General features: G+C 72.4%; 16 protein-coding genes. 7 read left to right on the top strand and 9 right to left on the bottom strand.

Translation table 11 applies throughout. From position 1 onward, the window contains the following. Positions 1 to 135: 135 nt before the first annotated feature. Positions 136 to 1,503: a metallopeptidase TldD-related protein gene (locus AB0K18_RS07535; RefSeq protein ID WP_364911241.1), complete on the bottom strand. Its 1,368-nt coding sequence runs from the start codon at positions 1,501 to 1,503 to the stop codon at positions 136 to 138. Beyond that, positions 1,500 to 2,981 (bottom strand): TldD/PmbA family protein, encoded by a 1,482-nt coding sequence (locus AB0K18_RS07530; protein WP_364911238.1) that lies wholly within the window; start codon positions 2,979 to 2,981, stop codon positions 1,500 to 1,502. Before AB0K18_RS07530 ends, AB0K18_RS07535 begins: the two co-directional genes overlap by 4 nt. A 77-nt stretch (positions 2,982 to 3,058) precedes the next feature. On the opposite strand from AB0K18_RS07530, the gene AB0K18_RS07525 reads away from it, so the two are divergent. Next, positions 3,059 to 3,754, top strand: a complete 696-nt coding sequence (locus AB0K18_RS07525) for a beta-ketoacyl-ACP reductase (protein WP_355429537.1) — start codon at positions 3,059 to 3,061, stop codon at positions 3,752 to 3,754. 1 nt (position 3,755) lies between these two features. Continuing rightward, complete coding sequence (gene fabI, locus AB0K18_RS07520; protein ID WP_345385946.1) at positions 3,756 to 4,520, top strand: enoyl-ACP reductase FabI; 765 nt, start codon at positions 3,756 to 3,758, stop codon at positions 4,518 to 4,520. Positions 4,521 to 4,614: 94 nt separating this feature from the next. Here fabI and AB0K18_RS07515 read toward each other — a convergent pair whose 3' ends face one another. Both AB0K18_RS07515 and AB0K18_RS07510 read right to left on the bottom strand, forming a co-directional pair. Then, a complete protein-coding gene (locus AB0K18_RS07515) occupies positions 4,615 to 5,457 on the bottom strand; it encodes a hypothetical protein (protein WP_364911235.1) in 843 nt (280 codons plus the stop codon). A gap of 148 nt (positions 5,458 to 5,605) precedes the next feature. Beyond that, on the bottom strand, positions 5,606 to 6,553 hold the full coding sequence (locus AB0K18_RS07510; RefSeq protein ID WP_364574220.1) for an aldo/keto reductase: 948 nt from the start codon (positions 6,551 to 6,553) through the stop codon (positions 5,606 to 5,608). Between the two features lie 64 nt (positions 6,554 to 6,617). On the opposite strand from AB0K18_RS07510, the gene AB0K18_RS07505 reads away from it, so the two are divergent. Genes AB0K18_RS07505 through mshC form a run of 5 tightly spaced genes read left to right on the top strand, consistent with a single transcriptional unit; the run spans position 6,618 to position 10,541 of the window. Then, positions 6,618 to 7,304 (top strand): histidine phosphatase family protein, encoded by a 687-nt coding sequence (locus AB0K18_RS07505; RefSeq protein WP_364911232.1) that lies wholly within the window; start codon positions 6,618 to 6,620, stop codon positions 7,302 to 7,304. A 9-nt stretch (positions 7,305 to 7,313) separates the two neighbouring features. Next, positions 7,314 to 7,862: a DUF3090 domain-containing protein gene (locus AB0K18_RS07500; RefSeq protein WP_364911229.1), complete on the top strand. Its 549-nt coding sequence runs from the start codon at positions 7,314 to 7,316 to the stop codon at positions 7,860 to 7,862. Then, positions 7,859 to 8,623 carry an SCO1664 family protein gene (locus AB0K18_RS07495; protein WP_355429520.1) on the top strand — a complete coding sequence of 255 codons (765 nt, stop codon included), beginning with the start codon at positions 7,859 to 7,861 and terminating at the stop codon, positions 8,621 to 8,623. Before AB0K18_RS07500 ends, AB0K18_RS07495 begins: the two co-directional genes overlap by 4 nt. 33 nt (positions 8,624 to 8,656) lie before the next feature. Then, positions 8,657 to 9,307, top strand: coding sequence for an NRDE family protein (locus tag AB0K18_RS07490; protein WP_364911226.1), 651 nt, complete (start codon positions 8,657 to 8,659; stop codon positions 9,305 to 9,307). Between the two features lie 10 nt (positions 9,308 to 9,317). Further along, a complete protein-coding gene (mshC, locus tag AB0K18_RS07485; protein ID WP_364911224.1) occupies positions 9,318 to 10,541 on the top strand; it encodes a cysteine--1-D-myo-inosityl 2-amino-2-deoxy-alpha-D-glucopyranoside ligase in 1,224 nt (407 codons plus the stop codon). Between the two features lie 63 nt (positions 10,542 to 10,604). On the opposite strand, the gene AB0K18_RS07480 is transcribed toward mshC, so the two are convergent. Genes AB0K18_RS07480 through AB0K18_RS07460 form a run of 5 tightly spaced genes read right to left on the bottom strand, consistent with a single transcriptional unit; the run spans position 10,605 to position 14,977 of the window. Next, positions 10,605 to 11,567 carry a UDP-glucuronic acid decarboxylase family protein gene (locus AB0K18_RS07480; RefSeq protein ID WP_364911221.1) on the bottom strand — a complete coding sequence of 321 codons (963 nt, stop codon included), beginning with the start codon at positions 11,565 to 11,567 and terminating at the stop codon, positions 10,605 to 10,607. Continuing rightward, positions 11,564 to 12,436 carry a glycosyltransferase family 9 protein gene (locus tag AB0K18_RS07475; RefSeq protein WP_364911218.1) on the bottom strand — a complete coding sequence of 291 codons (873 nt, stop codon included), beginning with the start codon at positions 12,434 to 12,436 and terminating at the stop codon, positions 11,564 to 11,566. The genes AB0K18_RS07480 and AB0K18_RS07475 overlap by 4 nt, the downstream gene beginning before the upstream one ends. Continuing rightward, positions 12,427 to 13,101, bottom strand: coding sequence for an SDR family oxidoreductase (locus AB0K18_RS07470; protein ID WP_364911215.1), 675 nt, complete (start codon positions 13,099 to 13,101; stop codon positions 12,427 to 12,429). Before AB0K18_RS07470 ends, AB0K18_RS07475 begins: the two co-directional genes overlap by 10 nt. Then, positions 13,098 to 14,435 (bottom strand): PfkB family carbohydrate kinase, encoded by a 1,338-nt coding sequence (locus AB0K18_RS07465; protein WP_364911212.1) that lies wholly within the window; start codon positions 14,433 to 14,435, stop codon positions 13,098 to 13,100. The genes AB0K18_RS07470 and AB0K18_RS07465 overlap by 4 nt, the downstream gene beginning before the upstream one ends. Continuing rightward, on the bottom strand, positions 14,432 to 14,977 hold the full coding sequence (locus AB0K18_RS07460) for an SIS domain-containing protein (protein ID WP_355432885.1): 546 nt from the start codon (positions 14,975 to 14,977) through the stop codon (positions 14,432 to 14,434). Before AB0K18_RS07460 ends, AB0K18_RS07465 begins: the two co-directional genes overlap by 4 nt. Position 14,978: the final 1 nt, after the last annotated feature.

Raw genomic sequence — 14,978 nt, 5'->3', positions numbered from 1 at the left:
CAGGCCCCCTGAAGACCGTCCGGGCCGCGGAAGGGCTCCGAAACGCCCGCACAGCGGCCCAGCAGGCCGCATGAGAAGGAGAACAAGGCGGCCCAGGTCCCCTTCGGTGAGAGGAGGACCCGGGCCGCCGTAGGGTCAGCTCGCCTGGCTGACCGTGGACATGTTGAAGTCGGGCACGCGTACCGCCGGCATGACCGTCCGCTGGAAGTAGTCGTTCCACTCCCGGGGCAGCGTCCGCTGTCCGGCACCCACCTCGGTCATCCGGCCGAGCAGGTCGACGGGGCTCTCGTTGAAGCGGAAGTTGTTGACCTCGCCCACGACCTCCCCGTGCTCGACCAGGTAGACCCCGTCGCGGGTCAGCCCGGTCAGCAGCAGCGTCTGGGGATCGACCTCGCGGATGTACCACAGGCAGGTGACCAGGAGCCCCCGCCGGGTCGAGGCGATCATGTCGTCGATGGAGGCCTCGCCGGGGCCCGCCATGATGAGGTTGTCGATGGAGGGCGTCACAGGCAGCCCGCTCAGCTCGGCCGAGTGGCGGGTCTGCAGCAGCGCCTCCAGCCGCCCGTCCTTGATCCAGTCGGTACGCGACAGCGGCAGCCCGTTGTCGAACACCGAGCTCTCCCGGCTGGACCGGTGGGCCGTCACGAACGGCGCGCACGCGATGCCCGCCGCCGCGGGGTCGCTCGTCAGCGTGACGGGCAGCCTGGCGAGCTGCTCGCCGACGCGGGTGCCGCCGCCCGGCTTGGAGAACACCGTGCGCCCGTCGAGCGCGTCACGCGCCCCCGACGACCAGAACATGTAGATCATCAGGTCGGCCACCGCGCTCGGCGGCAGCAGCGTCTCGTAACGGCCCGCGGGCAGGTCGACGCGGTTCTTCGCCCATTCGAGCCGCTGCGCAAGCGACGCGCCGAGCGCCGAGACGTCGACGTCGGTGAAGTCCTCGGTGGACACGCCCGTCCACGCCGACCGCTTGAGATCGGCGGACTTGGCGTTGACCTCCAGCCGCCCGGTCGGCTGATCATGGCGCAGCCGCACTCCGGCGGACGTGCCGAGGAACGTGGAGGTCATCTTGTGCTCGGCGAACCCGTACAGCCGCCTGCCGCCCGCCTCCGCCGACGCGAACGCCTCACCGAGCGCGGGGGTGAACCGCCCGAACACCTCGATGTCGGTCGGCCGCACCTCCTCACCCCAGTGCGGCGAGGCGGGGCCGGCATCGACGAGCGGCCTGGCGTCCTCGGCCGGCTGCGCCTCGCGCGCCGCCGCGTCGGCCGCCGCCACCACGTCGGGCAGCTGCTCGTCGCGTACGGCCGCCCGCGACACCACGCCGACCTGCCGGCCGGAGATCGAGATGACGGTCAGCCGGGACGATCGGGCGACGCCGTTGGTGGTCAGCGTGTTGCCCGCGAAGCGCAGGTTGGCGGTGGAGCCCTCGTCGACCAGCACCACGCAGTCGTCGTTACGGGAGAGCTCCAGCGCCCTGTCCACCATCTCCTGAGGCGTCACTTCCCGCCCTCCTGCACCGTGTTGAGGATTCGTACGCCGCGGAACAGCGCCGACGGGCACCCGTGGCTGACCGGCGCGACCTGCCCCGGCTGGCCCTTGCCGCAGTTGAATGCGCCGCCGAGCACGTAGGTCTCCGGCCCGCCGACCGCCTCCATCGACTGCCAGAAGTCGGTGGTCGTGGCCTGGTAGGCGAAGTCCCTGACCTGCCCGTCGAGCCGCCCGCCGGTGATGCGGTAAGCCCGCTGGGCGGTGAACTGGAAGTTGTAGCGCTGCATGTCGATCGACCAGCTCTTGTCGCCGACGAGGTAGATGCCCCGCTCGACGCCCGCGATCAGCTCGTCGGTCGAAGGCCCGCCCGGAGCGGGCGCGAGCGAGACGTTGGCCATGCGCTGGATCGGCATGTGGCCGGGCGAGTCGGCGAACGCGCAGCCGTTGGAGCGCCCGAGCCCCTTCATCAGCGCCATCCGCCGGTCGAGCTGGTAGCCGACCAGGACGCCGTCCTTGATGATGTCGAAGCTCTGCGCCTGCACACCCTCGTCGTCGTAGCCGACCGTGGACAGGCCGTGGGCGACGGTGCGGTCGCCGGTCACGTTCATCACGGGCGAGCCGTAGACCAGCTCGCCGAGCTGGTCGAACGTGGCGAAGCTGGTGCCGGCGTAGGCGGCCTCGTAGCCGAGCGCCCGGTCGAGCTCGGTGGCGTGGCCGATCGACTCGTGGATCGTCAGCCACAGGTTGGACGGGTCGATGACCAGGTCGTACTCGCCGGCCTCGACGGACGGCGCGGCCAGCTTCCCGGCCAGCAGCTCGGGCAGCCTGGCCAGCTCGCCCTGCCAGTCCCAATGGGAGCCGGTCAGGTATTCGTAGCCGCGGCCGACCGGCGGCGCGATCGTGGACATGTCGTCGAAGCCGCCGTCCGCCGCCTTCATGGCGTTGAACCGGGGATAGATCCGCACCCGCTGCTGGGTGGTCGAGGTGCCGGCGGTGTCGGCGTAGAACTTCTGCTCCTTGACCTGCAGCAGCCGCGCCGAGACGTGGTCGGCGCCCTTGAGCAGCCCGGCCGACCAGTCGGCCAGCAGGCTCACCTTGTCGGACGCGGCCACCTCGAACGGGTCGATCTCGTAGTCGGACACCCACACCGCGCCGGAGTGCACCGGCTCGATGGGCTCCCTGTTGATCGGTGCGCTCACCTCCGCCACGCGCACCGCCTGCTCGGCCACCACGGCGGCGGCCTCGGGCGTCAGCTGGATGCCGGAGGCGAAGCCCCAGGTGCCGCCCTTGACCACGCGCACCGCGTAGCCCAGGTCGTCGGCGTCCATGGCCCCTTCGAGCCGAGCGTCGTAAAGGTTGAGCGACTCGGCCCTGACGCGTTCGAGCCGGAAGTCGGCGTGCTCGGCGCCGAGGTCGCGAGCGCGTTGCAGAGCGGCGTCCGCGAGCTGCCGCAACGGCAACTCCAGGAAATCGGGATCGATCTGGCGCATGTCCACGATCCTAACCCTGTGATCTTGTGCCACCCGGACAAGCGGATACCCGCCGGTAGGGGATAGCGTCAGGTGTCATGGCACGCTCTGTACTCGTCACCGGGGGCAATCGCGGCATAGGCCTCGCGATCGCCCGTGAACTCGCCGCGGCAGGCGACGCCGTCGCGGTCACCTATCGATCGGGTGAGCCGCCCGAGGGCCTGTTCGGCGTGCGCTGCGACGTCACCAGCACCGCCGACGTCGAGGCCGCCTTCGACAAGGTCGAGGCCGAGCACGGCCCGGTCGAGGTGCTGGTCTCCAACGCCGGCATCACCAAGGACACGCTGCTGGCGATGATGAAGGAGGAGACCTTCACCGAGGTCATCGACGCCAACCTCACCGGCGCCTACCGCGTGGCCAAGCGGGCCATCAGGCCCATGATGCGGCTCAAGCGCGGCCGCATCGTCCTCATCTCCTCCGTCGTCGGCCTCAGCGGCCAGGCGGGCCAGGCCAACTACGCAGCGTCCAAGGCGGGCCTGGTCGGGTTCGCCCGCTCGCTGGCCCGCGAATACGGCTCGCGCAACATCACCGTCAACGTCGTCTCGCCGGGCTTCGTCAACACCGACATGACCGCCGAGCTCGACCACGAGGCCATCGTCTCCAACATCCCGCTCGGGCGGCAGGCCGCGCCCGAGGAGATCGCGCGCGTCGTGCGCTTCCTGACCAGCGACGACGCCTCCTACATCACCGGGGCCGTGATCCCCGTCGACGGCGGACTCGGAATGGGGCACTGACATGGGCATTCTCGACGGCAAGCGGATCCTCGTCAGCGGGGTGCTGACCGACTCCTCCATCGGCTACGCGGTGGCCAAGCTGGCCCAGGAAGAGGGCGCCACGGTCGTGCTGACCGGCTTCGGCCGGCTCAGCCTCGTTGAGCGCATCGCCAAGCGGCTGCCCGAGCCGGCGCCGGTGCTGGAGCTCGACGTCCAGAACACCGAACACCTCGCCACCCTCGCCGACCGCGTGGGCGAGCACGTCGACGGCCTCGACGGCGTGGTCCACTCCATCGGCTTCGCGCCGCAGAGCGCACTCGGCGGCAACTTCCTCAACACCCCGTGGGAGGACGTCGCGACCGCGCTGCAGGTCTCGACGTACTCGTACAAGTCGCTCGCGGTGGCCTGCCTGCCGCTGATGAAGGAGGGCGGCGCAGTGGTCGGCCTCGACTTCGACGCCTCCAAGGCGTGGCCGGTCTACGACTGGATGGGCGTCGCCAAGGCCGGGCTCGAGTCCTGCAACCGCTACCTCGCCCGCGACCTCGGCAAGCACGCCATCCGCGTCAACCTGGTCGCGGCCGGTCCGCTGCGGACGATGGCGGCCAGGTCGATCCCCGGCTTCCAGGAGTTCGAGGACAGCTGGCCCGCGAAGGCGCCGCTGGGCTGGGACCTCGCCGACACGCTGCCCACCGCCCGCGCGTGCGTGGCGCTGCTGTCCGACTGGTTCCCCGCGACGACGGGCGAGATCGTCCACGTCGACGGCGGCGTCCACGCCATCGGCGGCTGACCCTTTCCATCGGAAGACCCCCGGCTCCTGAGCCGGGGGTCTTCTGCTGTCCGGGCGGCTCTCAGGCCCTGTCCGGGCCCTGCTCGAAAGGGGCTCAGGCCAGGCGGTGGCGGCCGTTGCCGGCGCGGGCGGGCTCGAAGGGGATCGACTCGGCCGGCTCGTTGCCGTGCCGCCGCTGCTGGACGATCCGGGTCGCCAGCACCGCGGAGCCGAGCAGCGCGATGGTCAGCACCGTGCCGATCACGTCGGAGGCCGGCGGGCTGGGCCGTACGACGCGCTGGTCCTGCATCGGCACGGCCAGCTCGTGCTGGAACGGGTTGGGCCACAGCAGGTCGACCCGCGGCTCCTCGGCGTGCGCGGTCTTCTTCTTCGGCGCCGCCCGATGGACGCCGCTCTCCTGCCGCTCCGGCCGGGTCGTCCGCGGCCTGGCGGGCACCGGCTGGGGGAGCGAGGTGGCGGTGGCGGAGATGAGGCCCTCGCTGGGCCGCCCGGTGCGGGTGGCCGACGGCGAGGCGGAGGGCTTGGGCGTGAGCCGGTCGACGGTGCTCTGGTCGGTGCACGACAGCACGGACGGGCACTCCTCGTCGCGCTCGGGCTCCCGGGTGGTCGGCCTGGGCGTGGTGGCGGGCCGCTCGTCCGCCTCGTCGGGGGCGGACTTGGCGCGTTCGGTCGGCAGCACCTCGCCGACCCGCCCGAGCACCTCGTCGGTGGTCCTGTCGAGCCCCTCGGTCACCTTGCTGGTGGTGCCGCCGGTCAGCGTGTCGACCGTGCCGGTGACGGCCTGGACGACGTCGCACAGGGTGTTGGTCACCCCCGAGAGCAGACCCCCGTCGCGCGTGCAGTCCTGGGCGGTGGCCGATGCGGCGGGAGCCCCCACCGGGACGGCCACCAGCGCCACCGCGAGTACTCCGACCGAGATCGCGGTTCTGGTCCCCATCCGTCCCCTCCTGCGTCGCTTCCGGAAGAAATCTTGCTGGACATCGGCCGGAAGACGCAGGCTTTTCGTGGCTGAAGTTGCGATTCGGTATCGACTAGTGATACGCGAGGGCACCTCTCGTTCAGTGCGGCGGTGGCGGGCGGCCGCCTCAGTCGAGCGACGACACGTCATCGAGGGCCTCTCGGATCTCTATCGGCAGCACGACGTCCTCGGCGGGCAGGACGCCTTTGAGCTGCGCGTGCGTACGGGCGCCGACGATGGCGGAGGCGACGCCCGGCTGGTCGCGCACCCATGACAGGGCCACGGCCAGCGGCGACACGCCGAGGCCGTCGGCCGCGGTCATGACGGACTCGACGACCCGGCGGCTGCGCTCGTCCAGATAGGGGCGGACGAAGTCAGCGAAGTGGGGCGTCGCGGCCCGCGAGTCGGCGGGGATGCCGGTGCGGTACTTGCCGGTCAGCACTCCGCGCCCGAGCGGTGACCAGGCCAGCACGCCGACGCCGAGGTGGGCGGCGGCGGGCAGCAGCTCGCGCTCCGGCTCACGGGCCAGCAGCGAGTACTCGGTCTGGGCCGCGGTGATCGGGATGCGGCCGGGGACCATCTTCTGGGTGACGGCGGCGGCGGCGAGCTGCCAGCCGGTGTAGTCGCAGACGCCGGCGTAGACGGCGCGGCCGGAGGAGACGATCGCGTCGAGCGCGGCGAGGGTCTCCTCCAGCGGCACCTCCTCGTCATAGGTGTGCAGCTGCCACAGGTCGACGTAGTCGAGCCCGAGGCGGTTGAGCGAGTCGTCGACGGCGGCGATGAGGTGGCGCCTGGAGGCGTCGCGCGGGCGGCGGCCCGCGGGCGTGACCACGGCCTTGGTGGAGATGACCAGCTCCGAGCGCGGCACGGAGTCGCGCAGCATGCGGCCGAGCAGCCGCTCGGCGTCGCCGCCCGTGTAGACGTCGGCGGTGTCGACCAGGTTGCCGCCCGCGTCGAGGAACGTGCGGAGCTGGGCCGCGGCCTCGTCCGCGTCGGTGTCACGCCCCCAGGTCATCGTGCCGAGCCCCAGCCGGGACACCGACAGGCCGCTGTGGCCGACATAGCGCTGCTCCATGATCCCGCCAGGTTACCGTTCAGGCCGATGAAACGTCGTGATCGACGCCTGCGACACTTGCGGGATGACCACGTTGCTTCTGGTCCGGCACGGGCTGACGGACCTCACCGGGCCGGTGCTGGCCGGCCGTACTCCTGGGGTGCATCTGAGCGAGGCGGGCAGGGCGCAGGCCACCGCGCTCGCCGGGCGCGTCGCGGGCGTCAGGCTCGACGCCATTGTCTCCAGCCCGCTCGAACGTTGCCGGGAAACGGCACAAGCGGTCGCCGAAGGACGCGAGCTGGAGGTGATCACCGACGAGCGCTTCATCGAGTGCGGCTACGGCGACTGGACCGGCAGGCCGTTGAAGGAGCTGGCCAAGGAGCCGCTGTGGCCGGTCGTGCAGGCGCATCCGAGCGCGGTGACGTTCCCCGGCGGTGAGTCGCTGGCGGAGATGCAGCATCGCGCGGTTGCGGCGGTCAGGGAGTGGAATCGGCGCCTGGGGGAGAAGGCTGTCTACCTCGCGTGCAGCCACGGCGATGTGATCAAGGCGATCGTGGCCGACGCTCTGGGGCTCCATCTCGATCATTTTCAGCGGATAACGGCTGATCCGGCCGCTCTCACAGTCATTCGCTATGCCCCCTTGCGTCCCTTTGTCCACAGGATTAACGATATGGGGGAATTGAAGCTTCCCGAGGATTCGGGAGAGAAAGACGGGGGAGAAAACATCACCGGGAGCGATGCCGCCGTCGGCGGCGGACCCGGAACCACGTAAGGTCAGGCTATGCCGGTCTTCGACTACGACCCACCGGAGAGGTTCGTCGCCGGTGCCCTGGGGCGGCCGGGCGCGCGGGTCTTCTTCCTGCAGGCCAGGGCCGAGGGCAGACTGACCACGGTGGCGCTGGAGAAACTGCAGGTGGCGGCGCTCGCGGGCAGGCTCGACGAGCTGCTCGACGAGGTGCTGAGACTCAGCGGCGGCACCGCCCAGGTGCCCGCGCTGGCTCCCGCCGACCTGGCCGACGACGCTCCTCTCGACACGCCGGTCGCGGAGGACTTCCGCGTCGGCACCATGGCGCTGACCTGGGATGCGGAGAAGTCACAGGTGGTGATAGAAGCGCAGGAGGTCATCGACGAAGACGATCTCGACGGTCCCGACCCCGCGGTGCTGCGCGTGCGCATCAGCGCGGGGGCCGCGCGGGCCTTCACCCAGCGGGCGCTCCAGATCGTCGCGGCGGGCCGGCCCCCGTGCCCGCTGTGCGGCCAGCCGCTCGACGCCACGGGGCACGTCTGCGTCCGTCTCAACGGCTACCGCGGGGGTGAGGCGGCTTCATGACCGCTCCCGAGAGCGAACCGGCCGTCAAGCCCGCCCCACCGCCGCCCGTGCATGACGAGGAGGCCCTCACGCTGCTGCGCGACGGCACCCTGGAGGTCGCGGGGCGGCTGGTCGAGGCGACCAACATGACGCTCTATTGCTCGGTCAAGCTGGGCTCGCGCTCGGCGGCCTGCGTCTACAAGCCCGTACGCGGCGAGCGCCCCCTGTGGGACTTCCCCGACGGCACCCTCGCCGCCCGCGAGGTCGCCGCCTTCGAGGTCTCCCAGGCCACCGGCTGGCGCGTCGTGCCGCCCACGGTCTACCGCGACGGGCCCTTCGGCCCCGGCATGTGCCAGCTGTGGATCGACACCGAGCGCGAGATCGACCTCATGCGCCTGGTCAAGAGCCGCAACCCGGTCGTGCGCCGGATGGCGGTCTTCGACGCGGTGGTCAACAACGCCGACCGCAAGGGCGGCCACCTGCTGCCGCTGCCCACCGGCCACGTCTACGGGGTCGACCACGGGGTGTGCTTCTCCGTCGAGGACAAACTCCGCACGGTCCTGTGGCAGTGGCGGGGCAAGCCGCTGGCCCGCGAGGCGGTGGCGGTGCTGGCCAAGCTGGAGCGCGACATCGAGTCCGGCGACCTCGGCCGCAAGCTGCGCGAGCTGCTGACGCTGGCCGAGGTCGAGGCCACCTGGCAGCGGGTGCGGCGGCTGCTCGACACCGGCGTGCACCCCTACCCGTCGGAGGGCTGGCCGGCCATTCCCTGGCCCCCGATCTAGGGAGATCGGGGCGGGTTTACTAGCCTTTGCCCCATGTGCACGCTGATCGTGAGGACCGGCCGGGAGCTGACGCTCATGGGCGTGAGGGACGAGTTCGCCGACCGGCCGTGGGAAGGGCCCGGCGAGCACTGGCCCGACTACCCCGGCGTGATCGGCGGGCGCGACCTCAAGGCCGGCGGCACCTGGCTGGCCGTCCACCCGGCGGCCCGCCGCGCCGCCGCCCTGCTCAACGGGCACGGCAAGGCCGCCGGCGAGACCACGAAGGTCTCGCGGGGCGACCTGGCGCTGCGGGCGGCGTACACCGGCGAGCCGCCCACCGGCGACCTCGGCCGCTACGACCCCTTCCACCTCGTGCTGGCCGGCCTCGACCGGGTCCTGCTGTTCAGCTGGAACGGCGAGCGGCTCACCACCTCCCCGCTGCCCGCGGGCACCAGCATGGTCGTCAACTCCGGCCTCGACCCCGAGAGCGAGCGGGTGGCCGCCTACCTGCCGCGCTTCCGCGCCGCGGGCGACTGGAGCGAGCTGGCCGCGGAGGAGCCGTCCGGCGACCGCGGCGCGCTCATCATCAGGCACGAGCTGCCCGACGGCCGCGTCTTCGCCTCCCTGTCGGTGATGCGGGTCTTCATCGCGCGGGAGAGCGTGACGTACGACTTCACCGACCTGACCGCCGATCAGGACAGATAGGCTCAAAGGCATGAGATCGTGGTCTGCCCAGAACGTTCCAAAGCTCCCAGGTGAGAGCATTCCGCTGAGTCTCTACGACACGTCGGCCAAGCAGGTGCGGCAGACCGATCCCGGGCCGACGGCCAGGATGTACGTCTGCGGCATCACCCCCTACGACGCCACCCACCTCGGCCACGCCAACACCTACCTCGCCTTCGACCTCGTCGGCCGCCTGTGGCGCGACGCGGGCCACGAGGTCCACTACACCCAGAACGCCACCGACGTGGACGATCCGCTGCTGGAGCGGGCCGAGCAGACCGGCGTCGCCTGGCAGGAGCTGGCCGAGCGGGAGATCGAGCTGTTCCGCGGCGACATGGAGGCGCTGCGCATCATGCCGCCCCGCGAGTACGTCGGCGTCACCGAGGTCGTCGGCCGGGTCGCCGGCCTCATCACCCGGCTGGCGGCCAAGGGCGTCACCTACGACCTCGACGGCGACGTCTACTTCAGCGTGGCCGACGCCCCCAAGTTCGGCCAGGTGTCCGGCTACGACGAGCAGGAGATGCTGGCCCTGTTCGCCGAGCGCGGCGGCGACCCCGACCGGGCCGGCAAGCGCCACCCGCTCGACTGGCTGATGTGGCGGGCCGAGCGGCCGGGCGAGCCCGCCTGGGACACCCCGCTCGGCCGCGGCAGGCCCGGCTGGCACATCGAGTGCACCGCGATCGCCCTCGACAACCTGGGAGCCGGCTACGACGTCGCCGGCGGCGGGTCCGACCTGATCTTCCCGCACCACGAGTGCGGCGCCTCCGAGGGGCACGCGGCGACCGGTGAGTGGCCGTTCGCCAAGTTCTACACCCATGCCGGGATGGTGGGGCTCGACGGCGAGAAGATGTCGAAGTCGAAGGGCAACCTCGTCTTCGTCTCCAAGCTGCGCGAGCGGCACGACCCGATGGCGATCAGGCTCGTGCTGCTGGCCCACCACTACCGCTCCGACTGGGAGTACACCCCGGACCGGCTCGAGGCGGCCGAGGCGCGGCTGGCCCGCTGGCGCTCGGCGGTCGCGCTGCCCTCAGGGCCGCCCGCCGGCGACCTGCTGGCCACGGTGCGCGAGCGGCTGGCCGACGACCTCGACGCGCCCGGCGCGCTGGCCGCGATCGACGCCTGGGCCGACGCCGCCCTGGCCGCCCCCGGTTCCGACCCCGCCGCCCCCGCCCTGGTCAAGGACCTCACCGACGCCCTGCTCGGCGTCGCACTCTGATCCCGCCCCGCAGCACCTGACTCCCCGCCCGGCCGTTCCCCGTGAGCGGCCGGGCGGTGTGCGTCACACCTGGGCGCCTTCGAGCTGCTCGATCGCGGCCAGCTCCGCCGCGAACCACTCGATCGTCCTGCGCAGACCCTCCTCGGCCGGCACCCGCGCCCGCCACCCCAGCAGCTCGGCCGCCAGCGTCGTGTCGGGCCGCCTGACCTTCGGGTCGTCGGCCGGCTTGTCGATGAAGCGGATCTCCGACGACGACCCGGTCAGCTTCTTGACCAGGGTGGCCAGCTCCAGCATGGTCAGCTCGTCGGGGTTGCCGATGTTGACCGGCCCGGCGACGTCACCGGCCGCCATGGCGAGGATGCCCGACACGGTGTCGTCCACGTAGCAGATGGAGCGGGTCTGCGTGCCGTCACCGGTGATCGTGATGGGCTCGCCGGTCAGCGCCTGCCGGATGAACGTCGGGATCGCCCGCCCGTCGAACGGCCGCATACGGGGCCCGTAGGTGTTGAAGATGCGCACGATGCCGGTGTTCGTGCCGCGCGACTGGCGGTAGGCGGTGGTCAGCGACTCGGCGAAGCGCTTGGCCTCGTCGTACACGCTGCGCGGCCCCACCGGGTTCACGTTCCCCCAGTACGTCTCCTTCTGCGGATGCTCCAGCGGGTCGCCGTACACCTCGCTGGTGGAGGCGAGCACGAACCTGGATCCCTTCTCCCTGGCCAGGCCCAGCGCGTGCAGCGTGCCGACGCTACCGACCCGCAGGGTCTCGATGGGGTAGCGCAGGTAGTCGGCCGGCGAGGCGGCCGAGGCGAAGTGCAGGACGAGGTCCAGCCGGTCGGGCACGTGCACGTATCCGGTCAGGTCGCACTCGATGAGCCGGAACTCCGGCCGTTCCAGCAGATGCTCGACGTTGCGCGGCCCGCCGGTCAGGAAACTGTCCATGCAGATGACGTCCGCGCCCTCGTCCAGCAGCCGCTCGCACAGGTACGAGCCCAGAAAACCCGCGCCCCCCGTGACCAGCGCCCTCATGATGTGACCTCCATGGCAGCCTCCACGACTTCCGACACCTCGATTTCGAGCAGGCCGGGGTCCGGCCGCTCGCCGTGCGGGTCGCCGTGGTGCCCCGTCCACAGGGCGACGTGCCGCCAGCCGGGCGGCGGGCCCCACAACATCGGCGAGACCGGCCCGAACAGCACCACCGACGGCACGCAGAACGCCGTCGCGAGGTGCGCCACCCCCGTGTCCCCGCACACCACCAGCCGCGACCGGCTGACCAGGTCGATCAGATCGGCCAGGCGGGTCCGCCCGGCCAGCATCCGCTCGGGCGGCAGCCCCGCCAGCTCGGCGACCCGGGCCGCGATCGGCACCTCGGCCGCGTTGCCCGTGACCACCACGTCGTCCAGCGCGGCCGCCACCTCGGCGAACCGCTCGGGCGGCCAGCGCCGCGCCGGGTAGGCGGCGCCCGGGTGCACGATCGCGGGACCCGTACGGTCGGAGATGCCGAGCGTCAGGTCAGCCGGATCGGCCGGGATGCCGTGCCACTCCAGCAGCCCGCACCAGCGCCGCACCTCGTGCACGCCGTCCTGCCAGGCGGGCCCGGTGCCGAAGCTGATCAGCCGCCCCGGCTCGGTGCGCCGCAGCGCCTCGATGCTCTGCGGCCCCTTGCCGTGCAGATTGACCGCGACGTCGGGCCGCTCGAACGGCACGGGCCCCGGCCCCGCGACGTCCACCTGGTCGTCCACGGCGCCGATCAGCGGCAGCAGCGCCTCCAGCGCCCGCGGGGCCGCCAGCGTGACGCGATGCCCGGGAAAGGCCTGGCGCAGCGCCCGCAGCGCGGGCACGGCCGTGAGCAGGTCGCCCAGGCCGAGCCCGCGCAGGGCCAGCAGCTCTAGGGCCATGACGTCTCCGTGGACGGGCAGACGACCAGCTCTCTCACCTCGCATCCGGCCGGCTGCCGCAGCGCGAACACGACGGCCTGGGCCACGTCGGCCGGGTCGTTCAGCCCGGCCTCGGGCCCCGGCTTGTACTGCTCGGGACGGCCGTCGAAGAAGCCTGTCCGCATGCCGCCCGGGATCAGCAGGGTCACCCCCACCTCCCCGCGCAGCTCGATCGCGAGCCCCCGGGTGAAGCCGACGACGCCGAACTTCGACGCCGAGTACGCCGACGCGTCGCTCAGCGGACGCAGCCCCAGCGTGGACGCGCAGGTGACGACCTTGCCGCGGGTGTGCTTGAGGTACGGCAGCGCCGCCCGGACGACGGAGGCCGTGCCCAGCAGGTTGACCTTGATGACCCGCTCCCAGTCGTCGGCCGGCACGTCCTCCAGCCGGCCGCAGGCGTCGATGCCCGCGGCGGTGACGACGCCGTCGAGGCCGCCGGCCCGCTCGGCCAGCTCGCGTACCGCGCGCTCGGCCTCGCCCCGGTCGGCGAGATCCGCCGTCACGTGCTCGAAGCGCTGGTCCGGCGCGCGTACGTCGACGACGAGCGCCTTCCAGCCCTCTTTCTCCACCGCCTCGGCGGTGGCCAGGCCGAGCCCGGACGCGCCCCCGGTGATCAAAATGTTCACTGGATCTCCCTGATCAGGTTGGTTGTCGATCGCCCCGGCAGCGTGCTCAGCACGACGATCTCCGCGCCGAGCCTGCCGAGTACCTCGGATTCGGGCAGCGTCTCCCCCTCGTAGTCGCCGCCCTTCACCCACACGTCGGGCCGCAGCCGCTCGATGGCCGCCGCCGGGGTGTCCTCGTCGAACACCAGCACGGCGTCCACGCAGCCCAGCGCCCGCAGCACCTCCACCCGGTCGCGCACGTCCACGATGGGCCTGGCGGGGCCCTTCAGCCGGCGTACCGAGTCGTCGGAGTTGACGCAGACGACGAGCGCGTCGCCGAGCGCCCTGGCCCGCCGCAGGAGGCTCACGTGCCCCGCGTGCAGCAGGTCGAAGCAGCCGCCTGTGGCGATCAGCCGGCCCCCCTGGGCACGGGTGAGCCCGGCCACCTCCAGCGCGGTGCGCGGACGGTCGCCGAGCCGCTGCTCCTGCACCTTCACCGAGGCGGCGCCGCCGCGTTCGACGAAGCGGGACGCCTCGCCGACGCCGGCGGCCACCGCCTGCGCGGCGTCCGCGCCGTCACGCATGGCCAGCGCGGCGGCACCGGCGAGCCGGTCGCCCGCGCCGCACGCGTCCTGGCCGCCCGCGCGCACCGGCGGCGGCACCGTGGTCAGCGGGCCGCCCGCCACGGCCAGCGCGGCTCCGCGCTCGCCGGTGGTGACGGCCACCGCCCTGGCCCGCAGCGCCCGCACCAGACGGCGGGCCGCCTGGTCGGGGCCCTGGTAGCCGGACGGGCACAACATCTTCGCCTCCGCCTCGCTGGGCGTCAGCAGCGCGCAGCCGGGCATCGGCTGCTCGCCGCGCGGATGCGGGTCCCAGATCACCGGTACGGAGACATCGCGCAGCAGCTCGCGGGCCATCCTGGCGACGCCCCTGCCGTAGTCGGACACCAGCACCGCGCCGGCCCGCAGGATCGCCTGCGCCGCCTCCTCGGTGGGGGAGAAGCGCGCGGTGCCGTCGCCGGTGTCCAGCCTGACGAGCGTCTGGCCGCGCGACCTGATCCGCGTCTTGCGCACGGTGGCGCCGTGCAGCGGCAGGCGTACCAGGTCGAGCTCCTCCGACAGCAGCCCGCACAGGCGGTGCCCGTCCTGGTCGTCGCCGACCGCCGTGATCAGCACCACGTCGGCGCCGTCGCGGGCGGTCAGCAGCGCCGCCAGCCCCGCCCCGCCGGGCCTGGCCCGCTCGGACGAGACGTCCACCACGGGCACGGGGGCGTCGGGGCAGAGACGGTCGGCGTCGCCCTCGACGTCCACGTCGAGCAGCGTGTCACCGATGACGACCAGCGGGCCTGGCTTCACAGCGCCTCCTCCACGGCGTCGCACAGCAGGTGGATCATCGCGAGATGCACCTCCTGGACGGTGGCCGTCTCACCGGGCACGGCGACGGCCTCGTCGCAGAGGTCGGCCAGCGCGTTCGGCCCCGGCCCCGTCATGGCCCAGGCCGTCACGCCGCACTCGCGCGCCGCCGCGGCGGCGGCCAGCACGTTGGGGCTGCCGCCGCTGGTCGACAGGCACACCAGCACGTCGCCTGGACGGCCGTGCGCGCGCACCTGGCGGGCGTAGACCTGGTCGGCGCCGAAGTCGTTCGCGATGGCCGTCAGCGAGGAGCCGTCGGCGTGCAGCGGGATCGCCGCGTACGGGCGCCGGTCCTCCCTGAACCTGCCGACCAGCTCGGCCGTCAGGTGCTGGGCCTCCGCGGCCGAGCCGCCGTTGCCGCAGGCGAGCAGCCGGCCCCCGGCCGACAGTACGCCGGCCAGCCGGCCGCCCCAGCCCCGTACGGCGGCCGCCTGGTCATCGACCTTCTCCAGGGCGTTCCAGAGCTTTTCCAGATGCGCATCCATG

Source organism: Nonomuraea sp. NPDC049421, from assembly GCF_040677005.1.
GTDB lineage: Bacteria > Actinomycetota > Actinomycetes > Streptosporangiales > Streptosporangiaceae > Nonomuraea > Nonomuraea salmonea.
The sequence above is the reverse complement of the archived record's forward strand: the minus strand, read 5'-3'. Positions and strand labels throughout refer to the sequence as shown.

Coding starts and splice junctions, on each gene's coding strand:
- AB0K18_RS07530 (WP_364911238.1), bottom strand. CDS start 2,981: ATGCGCCAGATCGATCCCGATTTCCTGGAGTTGCCGTTGCGGCAGCTC.
- AB0K18_RS07525 (WP_355429537.1), top strand. CDS start 3,059: ATGGCACGCTCTGTACTCGTCACCGGGGGCAATCGCGGCATAGGCCTC.
- fabI (WP_345385946.1), top strand. CDS start 3,756: ATGGGCATTCTCGACGGCAAGCGGATCCTCGTCAGCGGGGTGCTGACC.
- AB0K18_RS07515 (WP_364911235.1), bottom strand. CDS start 5,457: ATGGGGACCAGAACCGCGATCTCGGTCGGAGTACTCGCGGTGGCGCTG.
- AB0K18_RS07510 (WP_364574220.1), bottom strand. CDS start 6,553: ATGGAGCAGCGCTATGTCGGCCACAGCGGCCTGTCGGTGTCCCGGCTG.
- AB0K18_RS07505 (WP_364911232.1), top strand. CDS start 6,618: ATGACCACGTTGCTTCTGGTCCGGCACGGGCTGACGGACCTCACCGGG.
- AB0K18_RS07500 (WP_364911229.1), top strand. CDS start 7,314: ATGCCGGTCTTCGACTACGACCCACCGGAGAGGTTCGTCGCCGGTGCC.
- AB0K18_RS07495 (WP_355429520.1), top strand. CDS start 7,859: ATGACCGCTCCCGAGAGCGAACCGGCCGTCAAGCCCGCCCCACCGCCG.
- AB0K18_RS07490 (WP_364911226.1), top strand. CDS start 8,657: ATGTGCACGCTGATCGTGAGGACCGGCCGGGAGCTGACGCTCATGGGC.
- mshC (WP_364911224.1), top strand. CDS start 9,318: ATGAGATCGTGGTCTGCCCAGAACGTTCCAAAGCTCCCAGGTGAGAGC.
- AB0K18_RS07480 (WP_364911221.1), bottom strand. CDS start 11,567: ATGAGGGCGCTGGTCACGGGGGGCGCGGGTTTTCTGGGCTCGTACCTG.
- AB0K18_RS07475 (WP_364911218.1), bottom strand. CDS start 12,436: ATGGCCCTAGAGCTGCTGGCCCTGCGCGGGCTCGGCCTGGGCGACCTG.
- AB0K18_RS07460 (WP_355432885.1), bottom strand. CDS start 14,977: ATGGATGCGCATCTGGAAAAGCTCTGGAACGCCCTGGAGAAGGTCGAT.